This window comes from Streptomyces sp. NPDC037013, from assembly GCF_055607265.1.
In genome coordinates, this window is record NZ_JBVJRV010000003.1 from 994,407 (window position 1) to 1,013,741 (window position 19,335).

A 19,335-nucleotide genomic window follows, 5' to 3' on the forward strand; every position below is an offset into this window, starting at 1 on the left:
GGCCTGCGCCGCTTCAAACCTCGTGACGCCACGTCACAACGCCATCACGATCGCCGAGTTGACAGCGCAGGCCATCTTGCCGCCCCTCCCCGCGCGGGCGTAGACCAGACCGCACGGGACTCGCCAGGGAAGAGAACGGGGCAGTGATGCGCAGCACTCTTCGTACACGCAGGGCACCGCTACATCGGCGTACCACCGCCAGGATCGCCTCGGCCGTCGTCGCGAGCGCGCTCGCCTTCACCGTCACCGCGTGCGGCGGGGACGACAACGACGACGGCGGCGGCAAGGGAGGCAAGGACGGCGGCAAGGACACCGGTTCGGCGCTGCGGCTGCCCAAGCTGGACGGGGAGAACATCTCCGTGTCGGCGGTCTGGGGCGGCTCGGAGCGCAAGGTGTTCCTGAAGGTTCTCGACGAGTTCGAGAAGCGGACCGGCGCCAAGGTCTCCTTCGTACCGGCGCAGGACCCCATCATCAGCTTCCTGGAGTCGAAGGTGGCGGGCGGGCAGCCGCCGGACGTCGCGATGCTGCCGCAGGTCGGCGCGATCCAGCAGGCCGTGGCGAACAAGTGGGCCAAGCCGGTCGGCCCCGAGGCGCAGAAACAGCTCGACAAGAACTACGCCAAGGGCTGGCAGGACCTCGGCACGGTCGACGGCAAGCAGTACGGCGTCTACTTCAAGGCGGCCAACAAGTCCCTGGTCTGGTACAACACGCGGGTCTTCGAGAACGCGGGCGTGAGCGTGCCCAAGACCTGGGACGACTTCATGAAGACCGCGCAGACCGTCTACGACTCCGGTGTGCCGCCGGTATCGGTGGCGGGCGCCGAGGCATGGACGCTCACCGACTGGTTCGAGAACATCTACCTCTCGCAGGCGGGCCCGGAGAAGTACGACCAGCTCGCCGCCCACAAGATCAAGTGGACGGACCCGTCGGTCAAGGAGGCGCTGACCACACTCGGTGAGCTGTTCGGGAAGAAGGGGTTCGTGGCGGGCGGCGCGAGCAGCGCGCTGCAGACCGAGTTCCCCGCGTCGGTGAAGCAGACCTTCCGGGGCGGCGACCAGCCGAAGGCGGGCATGGTCTTCGAGGGTGACATGGTCTCGCTGGCCATCTCGGAGACCAAGGCGAAGGTGGGCACGGACGCCAAGGTGTTCCCCTTCCCCGCGGTCGGCGACGAGTCCCCCGCGGTGGTCGGCGGTGACGCTGCGGTGGCGCTGAAGGACAGCAAGGGCGCCCAGGCGCTGCTGACGTTCCTGGCGTCGCCGGACTCCGCGAAGATCTGGGCCGAGGCGGGCGGTTTCATCTCGCCGAACAAGAGCCTGGACCTGGCGGTGTACCCGAACGAGGTGCAGCGGGGCATCGCCAAGGCGATGATCGCGGCCGGCGACGACATCCGCTTCGACATGTCGGACCAGGCCCCGCAGTCCTTCGGCGGCACGCCGGGCAAGGGCGAGTGGAAGGCGCTGCAGGACTTCCTGAAGAACCCGAAGGACGTCGCGGGCACCCAGAAGGTACTGGAGACGGCCGCCGCCAAGGCCTACAAGGACTGACGCGATGGCGTCCGTGAACGCCGGGGGCAATGCCAAGGTGGCGCCCCCGGCCCCGACCTCGCGCAAGAGCGTGACCGGCACCCGCAAGGCGGTGGCGGTGCTGTTCCTGCTGCCCGCCCTGGTGCTGCTCGGCGCGCTCGTCCTCTACCCCATCGGGTACTCGTTGTTCCGCAGTTTCTTCGACAAGTCCGGTGACTTCACCGGCCTGGGCAACTACGAGACGCTCTTCACGGATGACGGCATCCGCACCGCCATCAAGAACAACGCGATCTGGCTGGTCGTGGCGCCCACCGTGGCGACGGCGCTCGGTCTGATCTTCGCCGTGCTCACCGAACGCGTGCGCTGGGGCACGGCGTTCAAGCTCGTCATCTTCATGCCGATGGCGATCTCGATGCTGGCCGCGGGCATCATCTTCCGGCTCGTGTACGAGTCGGACCCCGACCGGGGGGTGGCCAACGCGGTCGCGGTGAGCGTGCACGACATGTTCGCCGAGGCGTCGGCGTTCCCGCAGGCGCATCCCACCACCGGTTCGCCGCTGAAGCCGGCGGGCGGCGGGGCCTTCATCACCAAGGAGCCGGTACGGGCGGGCGAGCCGGTGGTCCTCCCCCTGACGGGAGTGGCGCCGAACAAGATGCCGGACGGCGCCGAGGCCGCGAAGCCGGCGAAGGCCGACCCCGGCCGGGTCACCGGCACGGCCTGGCAGGACTTCACCCGCGGCAAGGGCCGCGGCACGCCGAACGCCCCCGACGCCTCGGAGTTCGGCTACGCGGGCATCAAGATCGAGGCCGTCAAGGGCGGCAAGGTGGTGGCGTCGACCGAGGCCGCGTCGGACGGCACCTTCGCGCTGCCCAAGGAGGCCGACGGCGCCCGCCTGCGGTATCCCGACTCCAACTTCCGGGAGGCCTACAACGGCGTGGAGTGGCTCGGCCCGAGCCTGATCACGCCCGCGATCATCGGCTCCTACCTGTGGATGTGGGCCGGGTTCGCGATGGTCCTGATCGCGGCGGGTCTGGCGAGCGTGCCGCGCGAACTCCTGGAGGCCGCCCGGGTGGACGGCGCCAACGAGTGGCAGGTGTTCCGCCGGGTCACGGTGCCGCTGCTCGCCCCGGTCCTCGCGGTGGTCCTGGTCACGCTCATGATCAACGTACTGAAGATCTTCGATCTGGTCTTCGTGATCCCGCCGGGCTCGTCGAAGGACGAGGCGAACGTCCTCGCGGTCCAGCTGTACAACTCGGCCTTCGGCGACCAGGACTCGGGCGTGGCGAGCGCGATCGCCGTGCTGCTCTTCCTGCTCGTGATTCCCGTGATGCTGTTCAACATCCGGCGGATGAGGCGGGAGGCGCAGAGGTGACCGCTCACCCGACCCTCGGCCGGGGGTCCGGGGGTCGTCCCCCGGGAAGGCACAGCAACATCCGGCGGATGAGGCGGGAGGCGCAGAGGTGACGACCCACACCGAGACCGTCAAGGCCAGGCAGTCCGTGGGCGGTCGTGTCGCCGCGGTGCTCGGCGGCACCGCGCTGCGCGTCTTCCTCGTGCTGGTGGGGCTGTTCTGGCTGGTGCCGACGGTCGGTCTGCTGATCGGTTCGCTGCGGACGCCCGCCGACATGAGCGAGAGCGGCTGGTGGAAGGTGTTCGGCGCGCCGTCGCAGCTGACGCTGGACAACTACTCCAACCTCCTCAAGGACGAGACGATCACCGACTCGATCCTGTCCAGCGTCATGATCACGGTGCCGGCGACCCTGCTGGTCGTGGTCATCGGTGCGCTCGCCGGGTACGCCTTCGCGTGGATGGAGTTCCCGGGCCGCGACTGGTGGTTCATCGGCGTGGTCGGGCTGCTCGTGGTCCCCGTGCAGGTGGCGCTGGTCCCGATCTCCAAGCTCTTCGGCCAGATCGGGATCTTCGAGACCACGATCGGCGTGGTCATCTTTCACGTGGCCTTCGGCCTGCCGTTCGCGATCTTCCTGCTGCGGAACTTCTTCGCGGAGATCCCGCGCGAACTCCTGGAGGCGGCGCGGCTCGACGGGGCGGGTGAACTGCGCCTGTTCGTCCGCGTGGTGATGCCGCTGGGGGCGCCCGCGATCGCCTCGCTCGGCATCTTCCAGTTCCTGTGGGTCTGGAACGACATGCTGATCGCGCTGATCTTCGCCGACTCGCAGAACCCGCCGATCACGGTCGCGCTCCAGCAACAGGTGCGGTTCTTCGGCGACAACGTGCAGATCCTGGCGCCCGGCGCCTTCATCTCGATGGTGATCCCACTTGCCGTCTTCTTCGCATTCCAGCGGCAGTTCGTCTCCGGTGTGATGGCGGGCGCGGTGAAGTAGCCGCGCGGCCAGGACAAGAGCGAGCCGGGGAGGGGCGGTCCGGGCCGGGCCGCCCCTCCCCCGTATGCCGCATCCGGCGTAACTCGCGCACCCCGTCGGGCGTTTGAGGGCCGTGTGCCCGCGCCGACCCATGGATGTGCCGTGCCCCGGTTCAGTGTCATCGTCCCCGTGTTCGAGGTGCGGGCGTTTCTGCACGCGTGCCTGGAGTCCGTGCTCGAGCAGTCCTTCAGCGACCTGGAGCTGATCGTCGTCGACGACGGCTCGCCGGACGGGAGCGGCACGATCGTCGACGAGTTCGCCGGCCGCGACCCGCGCGTGGCCGCCGTCCACCTCCCCGCCAGCGTGGGCCCCGGGCCGGCCCGCAACGCCGGGATGGAGCGCGCCACCGGCGACTACCTGATCTTCCTGGACGGCGGCGACACCCTGACCCCCGGCTCCCTGGCCGCGATCTCCGCCCGCCTCAAGGAGACCGGCGAGCCGGACGTGCTGCTCTACGGGCACGCGCACGCGTCCTGGTCGGGCGAGACCGTGCGCGACCGGTCCGCCTGCCACCTCGGCGCGGAGGGCGAGCTCTCCTTCCGGCTCGCCGACCGCCCTGAGCTGACGGAGCTCCCGGCGGTCGCCTGGAACAAGGCGCACCGCCGCGACTTCGTCGAACGCGAGGGCTTCGGCTTCCCGCCCGGCCGCCACGAGGGTACGCCGTGGACGTACCCGGTCCTGATGGCCGCGGACGCCCTCGCCACCCTGGACCGGGTCTGCGTGCACCACCGGAGCCGCCACGAGGGCGGCGCCCAGGGCACCGGGGCCGGCGGGCACTTCGACGTCTTCGACCAGTACGACCGACTCTTCGCCTTCCTCGACGCGCGCCCCGAACTCCCCGCGGTCTGGCGGCCCCTGCTGGTCCGGCGCCTGGTCGAGCAGCTCACCGAGATCTTCACCGGCCGGGACGGGCTGCCGCACGGCTCGCGCCCCGCCTTCCTGCGCAGGGCCCGCGCCCACTACCGCCGCCACCGCGTGCCGGGCGTCCGTCTGCCGTCCGGCACGCGGTGGCGGTACGTCCTGGCCCGCCTTGGCGCGCACCGGGCGTACCGGGGCGTGCGGGCGGCGGCGGACCTGTGGGCCCGCGCCGGGCGGTGCGCGGCCCTCGGCCGCCGCCACGCGAGGAGTGCCCTGCTCCGGCTGCACTACCGCCTCCAGCTGCGGCTGCCGGTGCGCGACCACTGGGCCGTCTTCTCCGCGTACGGGGGCCGCGGCCACGGGTGCAGCCCCGGTGCGCTGGAGACCGCGATGCGCGAGCTCGTGCCGGGCATCTCGACGGCGTGGATCGCGCACCCCCGCCACCACCACACGATCCCGACGGCGACGCGCAGGCTCCGGCCCGGCACGGCCGCGTACTGGACGGCCCTCGCCCGCTCCAAGTACCTGGTGAACAACGACGAGTTCGACCACCGGCTGGTCAAGCGCCCCGGGCAGGTGCTCATCCAGACGCACCACGGCACGCCGCTCAAGCGCATGGGTCTCGATCTCCTGGACCGCCCGGCGGCCGCGCGCGGCACGGACTTCGCCGCCCTGGTGCGGGGCACCGGCCAGTGGGACTACGTCCTGTCGGCCAACCGCCACTCGACGCTGGTCTGGGAGCGGGTCTTCCCCGGCGCGTACACGACGCTGGAGTACGGCTGCCCCCGCAACGACCGCTTCCAGCGGGCGACTTCGGCGGACGTGGCGCGGCTGCGGGAGAGCCTCGGGATTCCGCACGGCACGGTGGCGGTGCTGTACGCGCCGACGCACCGCGACTACCGCAGCGGCCCGCGCCCCGGTCTCGACCTGGAGAAGGTGCTGCGGGCGCTCGGTCCGCGCTTCGTGGTGCTCGCCCGCGCCCACCACCTCTACGACGCGCCGCTGAGCGACGGGGACACGACGGGCCGGCTCATCGACGTGTCGGACCACCCGAGCGTCGAATCGCTCTGTCTCGCCTCGGACGCGCTGGTCACCGACTACTCGTCGCTGATGTTCGACTACGCCGGGCTCGACCGGCCCATCGTGCTGCACGCCGACGACTGGGAGGCCTACGAGGCGGCCCGCGGCACCTACTTCGACGTACGGGAGTTCCCGCCGGGCGCGGTCGCCCGCAGCGAGGACGAGCTCACCGACATCTTCGTCACCGGGCACTGGGCGGGCTCGCGCTCGGCGCAGCTGCGGCGGGCGTTCCGTGAGCGGTTCTGCGCGTACGACGACGGGCGCGCGGCGGAGCGGGTGGTACGCCGGGTCGTCCTCGGCGAGGAGGGCGGGCTGCCGTCCGTGGTGCCCCTGGAGGAGCGGCATCCGGTGCCGGCGGCCGGGCCGCGCCCCGACCGGGTGCCGTACCAGGCCCGCCCGCAGTCGGCGCGGCTGTGACCGGCGGGGCGGTGACCAGCGGGGCGGTGTTCGGGCGGAGGCTCGGGGGCGGGCGGCGCAAGAATGGCGTAGTTGCGCGAGAGCACCGGGATGAAAGCCGTCAAAGTGAACAGATGCACCAGATGTGGTTCACTTCGCCCCGCCGTCCGGGACCACCGCCGCCTCTCGTCAGGCGCCTGCTCGCCACCGCGCGGACCTCGCGCTTCCGGCTGGAGCGGGCCGTGGCGGGCCGGGTGCGCGCCGGCAAGGGCGGGCAGGGCGGGGCCGGGGGCGCCCGGCCGCTCCTGCCCCCCGTGCACCTCTCCCTGCGCGACAGCCGGACGCTCAACCTCGCCCTCGCCGCACAGGCCGTCCTCGAAGGTCCCGGCAGCGCGAGGCTGCTGATCACGCGGGGACACCGCAGGCTCGCCGTCCCCCTCGTCCACGAGCCGCACACCGGCGCCACTCCCCTGCTGACCGCCACGGCCACCCTGCGCGGCCTGCGGGACGGCGTGTGGCGGCTCACCGTCGAGGCGCGGGGCGCCGACGGACGCGTACGGCGCCACGGGCTGACGACCGCCGAGGCCGGCGCACCGCCCGCCACACCGACCGCGCAGCACGCCCCCGACCCGGTGACCGGGACCCTCGTCAGGATCGTCCGGACCCGCACCGGGCGGGCCGTGCTGCAGGCGACGCGGTCGCGGCCGCGCGCGGAGCTGGTGCGGTTCGTGCCGTCCGGGGACGGCATCACCGTGCACGGGCGGCTCGTCGCGGGGGCCGTGCCCGGCCGGGCCGAGGCCGTGCGGCGGCGGGACGGCGTCGTCGTGCCGGTGGAGGTGGCCCGGCAGGGGAAGGCGTTCACGCTGCGGGTGCCGCTCGCCGCGATGGCCGGGGCGGGCCCCGGGCAGTGGGTGTGGGACTTCCGCGTCGGCCGGCTCCCCCTCGGCCGGTGGCTGTCCGACGTGCGGGACCCCTCCGCCGCCTACCCCACCCCCTTCCGCGTCTACGCGCTGCCCGACGGCTCGCTGGTGCGGGCCCACGCCCACTTCACCGCGTCCGGCGCCTTCGCGGTCACATGCTGGGACATCACCGCCGTCACACAGGAGAGCTCATGAAGATCACGTATCTGCTCGGCTGGGGCGACGAGATGGGCGGCACCGAGCTCGCCACGTACACCCAGGCACGGCATCTCGCCGAGCGTCCCGGCATCGAGGTCGAGGTCGTCTCCGTCTTCCGGACCCGCGCCGAGCCGTTCTTCGCCGAGGCGCGCGAGCTGCCCGTACGGCATCTCGTGGACCGCACCGTGACGCCCGAACGCCCCGTGCGCGACTCGGAGTTGGACGACGCCGCGTGCCGGACGCTCGCCGCGCTCCCCAGCGAGCTGATCAGGCCCGCCTGGGAGGACGCCTTCGACCGGCTCTCGGACATCGAGATGACCGCCGCGCTCTCCACCCTGGACACCGACGTCCTGGTCACCACCACGCCCGCGCTGCTCGCCGCCGCCGTGGCGCTGGTGCCCGCCCGCGTGGTCACCGTCCACCAGGAGCACCGGCCCACCCAGCGGCGCGGCCCGTCCGGGGAGCCGCTGCTGCTGCACGCGCCGCGCCTGGACGCGCTCGTCACACTGACCGACCGCACCCGCGACTGGATCGCGGAGTCCCTCGGCGCCACCGCCCCCGAACTCGCCGTCATCCCCAACGCGGTGCCCGACGGCTTCCGGCCGCGCGCCGACGGCGAGGGCAAGGTCATCGTGATGGCGGCGCGGCTGACCGGCGAGAAGCGCGTCGACCACGCCGTACGGGCCTTCGCGGAGGTCGCCGACGCGCACCCCGGATGGACGCTGCGGATCTTCGGCAGCGGCCACCGCGAACGGCATCTGCGCCGCCTCGTCGACGGGTTCGGCCTGCACGACCGGGTCGAACTCCTCGGCCCCTGCCGGGACATGGCCGCCGAGTGGGCCAAGGCCGGCCTGAGCCTGATGACCGCGGGCCACAACGAGGCGTTCCCCCTGGTGCTCCTCGAAGCGCTCGCCGCGGGGGTGCCGGTCGTCGCGTACGACGTGCTGACCGGGCCCGCCGAGATCGTCCGGCACCGCGTCGACGGGCTGCTCGTGCCACCCGGCGAGGTGAAGGAACTCGCCTGCGCGATGGACGAGTTGATGGGCGACGACGTGACGCGGCGCCGGTACGCCCAAGCTGCCCGCGAAGGGGTCTACGCCCGCTTCTCGTCGGCCGACGTCACCGCGCGCTGGGAGGAGCTGTACCGCCGGCTCGTGGCGGGCCGCGACCGGCCGGAGCGGCTGCGCGGGCGCGCCGACCGGGTGGCGCTCGGCGTCGCGTCGGGCGGCAGCGGCTTCCGGCCCACCGCCCCGCACACCTTCGACGCGGCGGCCTGCGCCGACGAGCACGCCCGCGAGGAGGAGATCCTCGCCGCCGACACCACGGGCCGCCTCATCCGATCGGTGGGCCGGCTCGCCGAGCGGCGCGACGACGTCCTCGCCCCGCGCATGGCCGACTGGAACCTGGAGCTGACCGCGTCCGCCCTCCTCTCGCAGGACGTCCCGTACGTCCTGGTCCGCACCCCGAACGGCACCGCGCACACCCTGGCCGTCGCCGAGGACGACCGCGGCCGGGCCCTGAAGGCGCTCGCCGGGGCGCTGCGCGGACAGCCCGTCTACGCGGAGCTGGTCAACCCGCGCGACGCGCCGCCCGGCACCGTCCTCGCCGAACGCCTCGACTCCATCGGGGAGCTGGCGGGCGTCAAGGTGTTCAAGCCGGTCACCACGACCACGCTCTCGCTGCGGCACGGCGCGGGCCTCGCGTGCACGGTGGCGTTCTGGACGCGGACGCCCGAGGGTGCCTTCCACGCCCCGTTCGGCGCGACGCTCGCGGGCGCAAAGCTGCCCTCGCTCACCCCGACGGCCTCGCTGCGCGTGGCCGGCCACGCGTATCCGACCCTCGACGTGTTCACCCGGCTCCTCGTCAAGGACGTCGACTTCCCCGTCGACGCGGTCTACACGTGGGTGGACGACTCCGACCCCGAGTGGCGTGCCCGGCGCGACGAGACGCTGGGCGGCAAGAGCACGTCGGCGGACAACGGGGCGGTGCGGTTCCGCAACCGCGACGAGCTCCGCTTCAGCCTGCGCTCACTGGCGATGTACGCGCCGTGGATCCGCCACGTCTACCTGGTCACGGCGGGCCAGACCCCTTCCTGGCTCGACCGGAGCCACCCGGGCATCACCGTCGTCGACCACCGCGACCTCTTCGCCGAGCCCGACGCGTGCCTGCCCACCTTCAACTCGCACTCCATCGAGTCCCAGCTGCACCGCATCGAGGGCCTGTCGGAGCACTTCCTCTACTTCAACGACGACATGTTCCTGGGCCGCCCCACCACCCCGGACACCTTCTTCCTCGGCAACGGTCTCGCCCGCATCTTCTGGTCGTCGGCGTCGGTGCCCGCCCTGCCGGTCACGGAGGCCGACGAGGGCTATCTGGCGGCGGCGAAGAACAACCGGGAGCTGCTGCGCGCCGCGTTCGGCAGGACGACGACGCACAGCTTCTTCCACGTGCCGTACGCGCTGCGCCGCAGCATCCTGCAGGAGATCACCGAGCGCTTCCCCGAGGAGCTCGCGGCCACGGCCCGCAGCCGTTTCCGTTCCCGCGGCGACATCGCGCTCGTCTCCTCGCTCCACCAGCACTACGCGTACCTCACCGGCCGGGCGGTGCCCGGCAGCATCGCGTACGACTTCGTGGACATCGGGGACCGCGCCGACCACGCGCGGCTCGGCCGGCTGCTGCAGAACCGGGACAGGACGGCGTTCTGCATCGGGGAGTCGCCCGACGGGGGCGTGACGGACGAGGAGATGGCGCTCGCCATCCGCTCGTTCCTGACGGCGTACTTCCCGGTGCGCTCGCCCTACGAGCTGCGCGCCGGGGACTGAGCCCCGCCCCCGTCCAGGAAGAGCCGCCGGACCACGCGTTCGGCGGCTCTGCCGTCGTCGTAGGGGCAGAAGCGCTCCCGGAACGCCGACCGCAGCGCCGTCGTCTCCGGCGTGTCCCAGCCGCCGGTCCCGAAGAGCGCGGCGAGCTCGTCCTCGGTGGTGGCGACGGCTCCCGGGGTCTCACCGGGGCGGCCGGAGAGCAGGTCGAAGTAGGTGCCGCGGGCGAGGCGGTAGGCCTGCCAGTCGGGGGCGTACGTCACGATCGGGCGTTCCAGGCAGGCGTAGTCGAACATCAGCGAGGAGTAGTCCGTGACGAGCGCGTCGGCGGCCAGGCACAACTCCTCGACGTGCGGGTGGCCGGTGACGTCGACGAGCTGGGGGTGGCTCTCCAGGCCCGCGTCGGCGCCGTAGAAGTAGTGGGCGCGCACCAGCACGACGTACGAGGGTCCGAGCCGCTCGGCGAAGGTCCTCAGGTCGAGGCGGGGCAGGAAGCCCTTCTGGTAGTCGCGGTGGGTGGGCGCGTACAGGAGCACGGTCCGCCCGTCGTCGACGCCCAACTGCGCCCGGATTCGGGCCACTTCCTCGGCGTCGGCGGTGAAGTACACGTCGTTGCGCGGGTAGCCCGCCTCCAGGGCCTGGTAGGAGGCGGAGGGGTAGACGCGTTCCCAGATCTGTGTCGAGTGCGGGTTGGCGGAGAGGCTGAAGTCCCACTGGTCGGTGTGGTCGAGGACCTTCTGGAAGCTGATGCCGTGGGTGCCGGCCGGGTAGCGGCGCTGGTCGAGGCCCATCGTCTTCAGCGGGGTGCCGTGGTGGGTCTGGAGGTAGACCTGGCCGGGGCGTTTGGTGAAGCCGCCGGGGAAGCTGGAGTTGTTGACGAGGTAGGTGGCCGTGGCCATCGTCTGCCAGTAGCGCCGGGAACCCTCGATGACGTACTCGACGCCGGGCGGCACCCGGTGCTTGTTGCGGCTGGAGACCACCCACACGCCCCGGATGTGCGGGGCGAGTTCGCGGGCCTTGGCGTGGATCGCGGCCGGATTGCAGGAGACGCCGCGGTTCCAGTAGGCGCCGTAGACGGCGAGGTGCGGGTCGAGGGCGCGCCGCAGGTCGCCGCGGTAGGCGGCGCGCATGGCGCGGGCCCGCAGCTTCTTCTTCTGCCGCTTGAGCTGCCGGGTGACGCGCAGGCGCCGCGTCTCGGCCTTGCGCAGCCGTTCGTAGGCGGCGTACGAGGCGGTGGCAAAGGCCCCGGTCGTGCGCGGGGCGGTCCCAGGAGCTGCGTGCGTGCCGCAGAGGGCCGCCGCCTTGTCGTAGAAGTCGCGCCGGTCGCCCTCCCGGATGCGGCCGGGGTCCTCAAGGACGGCGAGGAGGTGGGCGCAGGCGTGCGGCAGCAGCCGGGCGCGCTCGTCGGTGTCCGCCGCGGCCAGCAGCTCCGCGTACCGCTCGACGACGGCGAGGTGTGCCCGGCCCGGCGTCTTGGTGAAGCTGCCGGCCCGGCGCTCGCGCCAGCGCACGCACGGCCGGTCGAGGACGGCGAGCCGCTCGCCCGCGCGCAGGGTCGCCGTGTGGACCGGCACCACGTCCTCGTACGGGCCGTCGGAGAAGGCGAGGTGCCGCTCACGCCAGAAGTCGCGCCGGAAGAAGCGGTTCCAGGCGGCGGGGGTGGCGGCCAGCGGGTCGCCGGTGAGGTCGTCGCCGCCGGGCCTGACGTTCTCCCACCAGTCGACGCGGTCGTGCGCGCAGAGCAGGACGTCCGGTTCGCCTGCCGCCGTCAGGGCGGCGTCGGCGGCCTCCAGCGCGCCGGGCAGGAGCAGGTCGTCGCCGTCGAGGAAGAGCAGGTGGTCGCCGGTGGCGCGCTCGGCGCCGGTGTTGCGGGCGGGGCCGGGGCCCGACCGGCGGGGGGCGCGGACGAGTTGCGTGCGGGGGTCGCGCTCCGCATACTCCGCGGCGATCGCGGCGCAGGCGTCGGGCGACGCGTCGTCGACGACGATCAGTTCGAGGTCGCCGAAGGACTGGGTGAGCACCGAGTCCAGGCACTCGCGCAGATATCCCTGAACGCGATGGGCGGGGACGACAACCGAGAAGCGCGTCATGGGCACCGACCGTAGTCAACCGAGCACCGCCTGTCGAAGACCGATCGTCACTCGTTGGGGTGGTCGAGGGCGCGGATATTGACCGTGGTGCGACGCGAGCGGGCATGGGGGACGAATATGCACTTATCCCCACGAAAGGCCGGTCGCCGTGCAGCCCCGTCTCAGCGTCGTCGTACCCATCTACAACGTCGAGGAGTTCCTGGAGGAGTGCCTGGAGTCGATCGCAGGACAGACCGTGGACGGGCCCGGCCTGCTGGGCGGCCCCGAGGCGCGCGGCGGGCTGGAGTGCATCCTCGTCGACGACGGCTCGACGGACGGCAGCCCCCGCATCGCCCGCGAGTTCGCCGCCAAGGACCCCCGCTTCGTCTACGTCCGCCAGCGCAACGCCGGGCTGAGCGCCGCCCGCAACACCGGGGTGCGCAAGGCTTCCCCCACCGCCGAGTTCCTCACCTTCGTCGACAGTGACGACGTCGTGCCGCACGACGCCTACGAACGGATGATCGCCAGCCTCGACGAGACCGGCTCCGACTTCGCGACCGGCAACGTCTGGCGGCTCACCGAACGCGGCCGCTCCCAGGCCTGGCAGTACAAGTGGCTGACCGAACCGCGCGCCCGCACCCACATCGCCCGCGATCTGGACCTGCTCTCCGACCGGGTCGCCTGGAACAAGGTGTTCCGCCGCTCGTTCTGGGACCGCCACCGCTTCACCTTCCCCGAGGGCAAGCTCTACGAGGACACGCCGGTGATGATCCCGGCGCACTTCCTCGCCGGCTCCGTGGACGTGCTCAGCGACCACGTCTACTACTGGCGGGTCCGCGAGGGCTCCATCACCCGGCGCCGCACCGACGTCAAGGGCGTGCGCGACCGGATCGCGGCCTGCGCGCACGTCAGCGGCTTCCTCGCGCACCACGCGCCCGAGATGAAGAAGACGTACGACGCCTCCTGCCTGCGCGACGACTTCGTCTACTTCCTGGAGGGCCTGCCGATGGGCGGCCCCGAGTACCGCGCCGCCTTCATCGCCGACACGGCCGCGTTCCTGCGCCGCGCCGACCCCGACGTGCTCGCCGCGCTCCCCGTCGACCTGCGCATCAAATGGCAGCTCGTCCGCGAGTCGCGCACCGCCGAACTCATCGAACTGCTCGCCTTCGAGCGCGCCAACGGCACGGCCTTCCACGTCCGCGGCCGGGTGCGCCGCAGCGCCGCCTACCCGGGCCTCGGCCCCGTCCCCGAGAAGCTGGCACGCATCGGCCGGGGCGAACTGCCCGTCGTGGCACGGGTGAGCGAGTCGCGGTGGGACGCCGACGGGAAACTGCGGATCAGCGGATACGCGTACGTGCGCAACCTCGCGGCGACCCGGCCAGGCCACTCCGTCAAGGCGGGCCTGCTCAAGTCGGCCCACAGCAGGCGCCGCATCCGCCGCGTGCCGACCAGGACGGTCACCGCGCCGCAGGCCACCGAGTACTCGCGCCAGCAGCTGCACTGCTACGACCTGTCCGGCTTCGAGATGACCGTCGACCCCGAGCAGCTGAAGACCGGCGGCCGCTGGATCCCCGGGAACTGGCTGTTCGGCGTGGTCGTCGCCGGCCACGGCTCGGTGCGGCGGGCCGCCGTGCGGGCCGTGGAGGGCGCCTCCGCGCAGTCCGTGGTGCGCGAACTCGGCGACGGGCAGCGGCTCGTCCTCGGCTACAGCAAGGGCCGGCTCGTCCTGCGGATCCAGGAGTACGCCGCACGCGTGGAGTCCCACCGGCTCGACGGGGACGACGTGGTCCTGACCGGCACCCTGCCGGGCAGCGCCCGCCCCACCGCCCTGCGCCTCACCCACGCGCACACGGCGACGGACCTCGACCACCCGGTGCGGATCACCGGCGACCGCTTCGAGGTGCGCGTACGCCTCGGCGACCTGGAGGACGTGGCGCCCACCCCGCACCTGGCGCCCAAGGAGGTCGAGCCGCCGCACGGCGACCGCTGGCAGGCCAACCTCGTCCTGCCCGACGGCACCCTGAAGTCCCTGGCCGCCACCCTCGACCTGCCTCCCGGCCGGTACGCCTCCCGCGCCGGCCGCGAGCTGTGCGCCACCGCCAACGACCGGGGCGAGCTGGTCGTCGAGCTGACCCGGCAGCCGATCGCCGACCTCGTCGAATGGGGCGAGGACTCCACCCTGACCGTGGCGGGGTCGCTGGCGGCCGCCAGCTGGGCCGAGCCCGAACTGGTGCTGCGGCACAGCGGCCGCGACGAGGAGGTGGCCGTACCGACCGTCCGCGACGGCGAGCGGTTCCGCGCGCAGATCGCGCCGGGCGGCGGCGCCCTGCGGGAGGGGCGCTGGTACGCGTTCCTGCGCGACGCCGCCGGGACCGCGGAGGGCACCGCGCGGGCCCACGCCGAGGACGGCATGCCCGTACGGCTGCTCGCCTCCGCCGCCGTCACCCTGCCCCGCCACCGGACCGTCCAGGGACGGGAGTTCACCGTCGAGCGGCGGTTCGGCGACCGGCTGCTCCTCGTGGCCGGATCGGTGCTCGCCCGGTCCGAGCGGGGCGCCTACCGGCAGCACCGGCTGCGCACCGTCCACTACCCGAGCCGGCGGAAACTGCCCCTTACCGACGCCGTCCTCTACTTCGACGGGGACTCGCCGCGCGCGGTCCACGAGGAACTGGTGCGGCGCGGCACCGAGGTCGAGCACCTGTGGGTCACACACGACCAGCAGACCCGCGTCCCGGCGGGCGCGCGGGGCGTCGAGGAGCACAGCGCCGCCTGGTACGAGGCGCTGGCCCGCTGCCGCCGCATCGTCACCGCCGGCCACCTGCCGGACTTCTTCGAGCGCCGCGAGGGCCAGCTGGTCGTCCAGACGTGGAACGGCGCCCCGCTCAAGCGCATCGGCACCGACCTGACCGACACCCTCTACGCCGACCACGGCCACCTCGACGCCCTGCCCAGGCTCTCCCGCCAGTGGGACGTCCTCGTCTCCCCGAACCGCTTCTCCACCCCCCACCTGGGGCGCGCCCTCGCCTACGACGGGGAGGTCCTGGAAGCCGGTTCGCCCCGCAACGACGTGCTGTTCGCCGAGGACCGCCGCAAGGTCGCCGACCGGCTCCGCCGCGAACTCGACATCGCCCCGGACAAGCGGATCGTGCTGTACGCGCCGACCTACCGGGACCACCTGGCGTACTCACCGGGCCGGTTCCGCTACGAACCCGCGCTGGACTTCCGCGCGGCCGAGTCGGTGCTCGGCGACGACCACGTGCTGCTGGTGCGCAAACACCCGCTGACCGCGGGCCGCCTGCCGGGGGCCCGCGCGCCCTTCGTCCGCGACGTCTCCGCCCACCCGCGCGCGGCCGAACTCCTGCTCCTCGCCGACGTGCTGGTCACGGACTACTCCTCCCTGATGTTCGACTTCGCGCACACCGGGCGCCCGATGCTCTTCCACGCCTACGACCTGGAGCACTACCGCGACACGGTCCGCGGCTTCTACCTCGACTTCGAGACGCACGCGCCGGGCCCGCTGCTCGCCTCCACCGGTGAGGTCGTCGAGGCGCTGCGCGACCTCGACGCCATCGCGGCCCGGCACGCGGAGGCGTACGCGGCGTTCCGCGAGTCGTACTGCGACCTGGACGACGGCCGGGCCTCGGCGCGGGTGGCGGAGAGGCTCCTGCGGTGAGCGGCGCGCTCCTCACCCGCCGCGCCTTCCACGGCGCGACGGCGCTGGGCGGCGGCGGGCGCCGCCGCCCCTCCCCCTACCTCGTCATCGGCGGCCTCTTCTGGCTGGTGATGTCGCTGGCGTTCTGGCGGGTCCCGATGTGCTGCGACTTCGGCCAGCACGCGGCCGTCGTCGAACGGCTGAAGGACGACCTTCTCCACCCGGCGCACCCGATGGCGGACCTGCCGGGCCGGGGCAGCCCGTACTACTCGCCGTACGCCGTGGCCCAAGGGATGTTCGCGAAGGTCACCGGCCTGGCGGGCTGGGAGGTCGTGAAGGTCTCGGGACCGCTGAACCTGCTCGTGCTGCTCACCGGCATCGGGCGCTTCGTCCGCGTCCTGACGCCCCGCCCGTGGGCGCCGGTGCTCGCGCTGGCCGCGATGGTGCTGCTGTGGGGCACCCGGATGGCGTGGTGGAGCGGCTACCTGGGGCTCATGTCGATGACGGGCAACCTCGGCTATCCGTCGACCTTCGCGATCGGCCTGGCGTTCTGGGCGTGGGCGTGGGCGGGTGGGCTGGTTCGGGAGGGGAGTGCTCGTGAGGGGAGGGGTGGGCGTGACGGGTGGGTCGGGTGGTGGCCGTACGTAGGGCTCGGCGCCCTGTGCGGGCTGATCCTGCTCATCCACCCCATCTCGTCGGTGGCGGCGGTCATCGGCGTCGTCGCGTTCGCGGCGTCGGGGCGCCGGGTGTGGCCCTGGGCGGCGACGGCCGTCACCGCGGCGGTCGTCGCGGGGCTCTGGCCGTACTACAGCGTCTTCTCGCTCGTCGGGGACGAGTCCGTCGACTGGATCCACCGCCAGCTCTACACCGAGATGCCCCAGCGCTTCTGGCTGGCCCTGCTCGGCCTGCCCGCCCTGTGGCTGCGCTTCCGCCGGGACCGCAGGGACCCGCTGGTGCTGATGTTCGCCCTGGAGTGCGCGGTCGTCGCGTACGGCTGGGTCAGCGGCCACTACACCTACGGCCGCATCCTCGGCCTGACCCTGGTGCCCCTCCAGTTCGCCCTGGCGATCGAACTCGCGGCGCCCCGCCCGTGGGGGTGGCGGCGCGGCGCGCTCGCCGGGGCCGCCGCGCTCGGCGCCTGCGTCGGCTTCTTCCAGATCCAGGCCGGCGCCGTCGTGCCGCGCGCCCTGGACCCCATCGGCTTCGACCAGCCGCCGCGCTGGCCGGGGTACGGGTGGGCCGTCGGCCACCTGCGCAAGGGCGACGTCGTCCTGACCGACGGCTACCGGCCCACCCGCTCGGTGCCCGGCTACGGCGCCAACCTCGTCGCCCCCGCCTGGCCCGACGCCTCGCTCGACGAGGCCGTGCGCAACCGCCGCCTCGGGGCCGTGCGCGCCTACCTCGCCCCCGATTCCACCCCCGCCGAACGGGCCGCGATCGTCCGCCGCTACGACGTGCGGTGGTTGCTGCTCTCGCCCGGCCAGCGGGTCCCGCCGGAGGCGGTGGTCGTGGACTGGAGCCGCCGGACGGGGGAAGTGCTCGCGCGGGTTACGGGTGGGAGGGGTGGGGCAGACGGGGTAGAGGGAGCAGACGGGACGAAGGAGACGGGTGGGGCGGGACGGCGCTGAGGACTGGTTGACGTACTCCTGGATCGGTTTGCCTCGCCACGAAAGCCCCCTTAATCGGATAATTACCGGCAGCATCTAAAATTTCCCCTGTGGAACGCACCCTGCCTCAACCGCCCGCCCAGGACCAGACCTCCCACACCGCCCAGGTCTCCGTCGTCGTGATCGGCTACAACGACGCGGACCACGTCGCCGACGCCGTGCGCTCCGCGCTCGCCCAGGGCCCCGTGGTCCGCGAGGTGATCGCCGTCGACGACTGTTCGACGGACGGCAGCGCCGGCCTCCTGGCCACCCTCGCCGAGGCCGACCCCCGGGTGCGGGTGATCCGCCGCGAGACCAACAGCGGCGGCTGCGGCACCCCCCGCAACGACGGCATCGACGCCGCCGCCGCGCCCTACCTGATGTTCCTCGACAGCGACGACGTGCTGCCGCCCGGCGCGGCCGACGCGCTGCTCGCCGCCGCCCGCCGGCACGACGCGGAGGTCGCCGCCGGACTGTGCGTACGCCGTGAGCTGCCCTCCGGGCGCGAGGTGCCCTGGCAGCCCGAGCTGTACGACAAGGCGCGGTTCGTCGCCCGCCCCGAGCTGCGCCCCCGCCTCGTCCACGACACGCTCTGCGTCAACAAGCTCTACCGCACGGCGTTCCTCCGCGAAAACACCATCCGCTTCCCCGAAGGCCGCTTCATCTACGAGGACTTCGTCTTCACCGCACGCGTCCTGGCCGCCGCCCCGCGCATGGCCCTCGTCCCCGACACCGTCTACGTCTGGCACGTGCGCCGCGCCGCCGCCAAGCTGTCCATCTCCCTGGACCGCGCGAACATCGCCAACTGGCAGGCCCGCATAGAGGCCCACCGCCAGTCCGTCGACATCCTGCGGGAGGCGCGCGGCGCGGGCGGCAAGCGGCTCGCCCGGGCCGCCCGCGCCAAGTTCCTCGACCACAGCCTGCGCATGTACACCCGCGAACTCGCCGCGCGCGGCACGGAGTACCAGCGCGAGTGGTGGACCCTCACCCGCGCGTACCTCGCGACGTTCGACACCGCCGACCTCGACGCGGCACCCGCGCCCGGCCGCGCCATCGCCCGTGTCGTCCTCGCCGCCGACGAACCCCGCGACCTGACCCGCCTGAAACAGGTGGCGGCGCGCCCGGCGCGGCTCGCTCCGCCCTATCCGACGGCGCCCGACGCGACCCCGATCTGGGCGGCGGACCTCCCCCAGGTCACCCTGGAACACCTCCTCGTACGGCCCATCCGCCTGCTGCCCATCGCCGTCGACGGCGAGCTGCGCCCGGCCGGCGGCAGCTCACGGCTCACGCTGCGGCTGCGCGAGCTGTACGGGCGCGTCGCCGACGCGGGGCCGGCCACGGTCGACATCGAGCTGGTCCACCGGCAGGGCGGTCCGCCGGGGCTGCGCCGCACGGCGGCGTTCCGCCCCGAGCGCCCGGGCGAGACCTGGGTGGCCACGGCCCTGATCGACCTCGGCTCCCTGGCCGGAGGCGTCTGGGACCTGCGGCTCCGCCTGCACTTCGACGACGGGACGACCCGCGACACGACCGCCCACGCCGTCGCCGGGCCGGGGCTGCTGCGCCGCACGGTGGTGGTCGGCAGGCGGTGCGGGGTACTGCTCGTCCAGCCCTACGCCACCCAGGCGGGAAACCTCTCGGTGCGGCTCGCCCCCGGCCTGCGGGGGGTCGCGGGCGTCGCCAGGCGCCGGCTGGCCCGGCTCGTGCGCTCGGTGCGCGGCGGAGGCCACTGACGCGACTCGAACCAGGAACAACGCCTCTGCGACACTGCACGTCCACGCACACACTCGCGACAA

10 protein-coding genes are annotated in these 19,335 nt (G+C 73.0%); 9 read left to right on the top strand and 1 reads right to left on the bottom strand.

Annotated features, from left to right (window positions below):
- The first annotated feature begins 146 nt into the window (after window positions 1–146).
- The 6 genes from ACZ7DY_RS14290 (at window position 147) to ACZ7DY_RS14315 (ending at window position 10,178) form a co-directional block, all read left to right on the top strand.
- Window positions 147–1,544 (top strand): ABC transporter substrate-binding protein, encoded by a 1,398-nt coding sequence (locus tag ACZ7DY_RS14290; protein WP_471134360.1) that lies wholly within the window; start codon window positions 147–149, stop codon window positions 1,542–1,544.
- A 4-nt stretch (window positions 1,545–1,548) separates the two neighbouring features.
- Window positions 1,549–2,895 carry a carbohydrate ABC transporter permease gene (locus ACZ7DY_RS14295; RefSeq protein WP_471134363.1) on the top strand — a complete coding sequence of 449 codons (1,347 nt, stop codon included), beginning with the start codon at window positions 1,549–1,551 and terminating at the stop codon, window positions 2,893–2,895.
- 88 nt (window positions 2,896–2,983) lie between these two features.
- Window positions 2,984–3,865: a carbohydrate ABC transporter permease gene (locus ACZ7DY_RS14300; RefSeq protein WP_471134365.1), complete on the top strand. Its 882-nt coding sequence runs from the start codon at window positions 2,984–2,986 to the stop codon at window positions 3,863–3,865.
- A 141-nt stretch (window positions 3,866–4,006) separates the two neighbouring features.
- Window positions 4,007–6,259, top strand: a complete 2,253-nt coding sequence (locus ACZ7DY_RS14305; protein ID WP_471134367.1) for a bifunctional glycosyltransferase/CDP-glycerol:glycerophosphate glycerophosphotransferase — start codon at window positions 4,007–4,009, stop codon at window positions 6,257–6,259.
- Window positions 6,260–6,372: 113 nt separating this feature from the next.
- Window positions 6,373–7,353 (top strand): hypothetical protein, encoded by a 981-nt coding sequence (locus ACZ7DY_RS14310; RefSeq protein ID WP_471134369.1) that lies wholly within the window; start codon window positions 6,373–6,375, stop codon window positions 7,351–7,353.
- The gene (locus tag ACZ7DY_RS14315; RefSeq protein ID WP_471134372.1) at window positions 7,350–10,178 is read left to right on the top strand and encodes a stealth conserved region 3 domain-containing protein; all 2,829 of its coding nucleotides are present in this window, start codon (window positions 7,350–7,352) and stop codon (window positions 10,176–10,178) included. Before ACZ7DY_RS14310 ends, ACZ7DY_RS14315 begins: the two co-directional genes overlap by 4 nt.
- Here the strand turns inward: ACZ7DY_RS14315 and ACZ7DY_RS14320 are convergent.
- Complete coding sequence (locus ACZ7DY_RS14320) at window positions 10,154–12,265, bottom strand: CDP-glycerol glycerophosphotransferase family protein (RefSeq protein ID WP_471134375.1); 2,112 nt, start codon at window positions 12,263–12,265, stop codon at window positions 10,154–10,156. The two genes, ACZ7DY_RS14315 and ACZ7DY_RS14320, sit on opposite strands and share 25 nt — an antisense overlap.
- Window positions 12,266–12,413: 148 nt before the next feature.
- On the opposite strand from ACZ7DY_RS14320, the gene ACZ7DY_RS14325 reads away from it, so the two are divergent.
- From ACZ7DY_RS14325 to ACZ7DY_RS14335, 3 genes are all read left to right on the top strand, one after another.
- Window positions 12,414–15,917 carry a bifunctional glycosyltransferase/CDP-glycerol:glycerophosphate glycerophosphotransferase gene (locus ACZ7DY_RS14325; RefSeq protein WP_471134378.1) on the top strand — a complete coding sequence of 1,168 codons (3,504 nt, stop codon included), beginning with the start codon at window positions 12,414–12,416 and terminating at the stop codon, window positions 15,915–15,917.
- Window positions 15,914–17,524, top strand: a complete 1,611-nt coding sequence (locus ACZ7DY_RS14330) for a hypothetical protein (protein ID WP_471134380.1) — start codon at window positions 15,914–15,916, stop codon at window positions 17,522–17,524. Before ACZ7DY_RS14325 ends, ACZ7DY_RS14330 begins: the two co-directional genes overlap by 4 nt.
- Before the next feature lie 89 nt (window positions 17,525–17,613).
- Window positions 17,614–19,272 (top strand): glycosyltransferase family 2 protein, encoded by a 1,659-nt coding sequence (locus ACZ7DY_RS14335; RefSeq protein WP_471134383.1) that lies wholly within the window; start codon window positions 17,614–17,616, stop codon window positions 19,270–19,272.
- Window positions 19,273–19,335: the final 63 nt, after the last annotated feature.

Excerpts from the sequence above, each read along its gene's own strand:
- ACZ7DY_RS14290 (WP_471134360.1), top strand. The coding sequence starts at position 147 with ATGCGCAGCACTCTTCGTACACGCAGGGCACCGCTACATCGGCGTACC.
- ACZ7DY_RS14295 (WP_471134363.1), top strand. The coding sequence starts at position 1,549 with ATGGCGTCCGTGAACGCCGGGGGCAATGCCAAGGTGGCGCCCCCGGCC.
- ACZ7DY_RS14310 (WP_471134369.1), top strand. The coding sequence starts at position 6,373 with ATGCACCAGATGTGGTTCACTTCGCCCCGCCGTCCGGGACCACCGCCG.
- ACZ7DY_RS14315 (WP_471134372.1), top strand. The coding sequence starts at position 7,350 with ATGAAGATCACGTATCTGCTCGGCTGGGGCGACGAGATGGGCGGCACC.
- ACZ7DY_RS14320 (WP_471134375.1), bottom strand. The coding sequence starts at position 12,265 with ATGACGCGCTTCTCGGTTGTCGTCCCCGCCCATCGCGTTCAGGGATAT.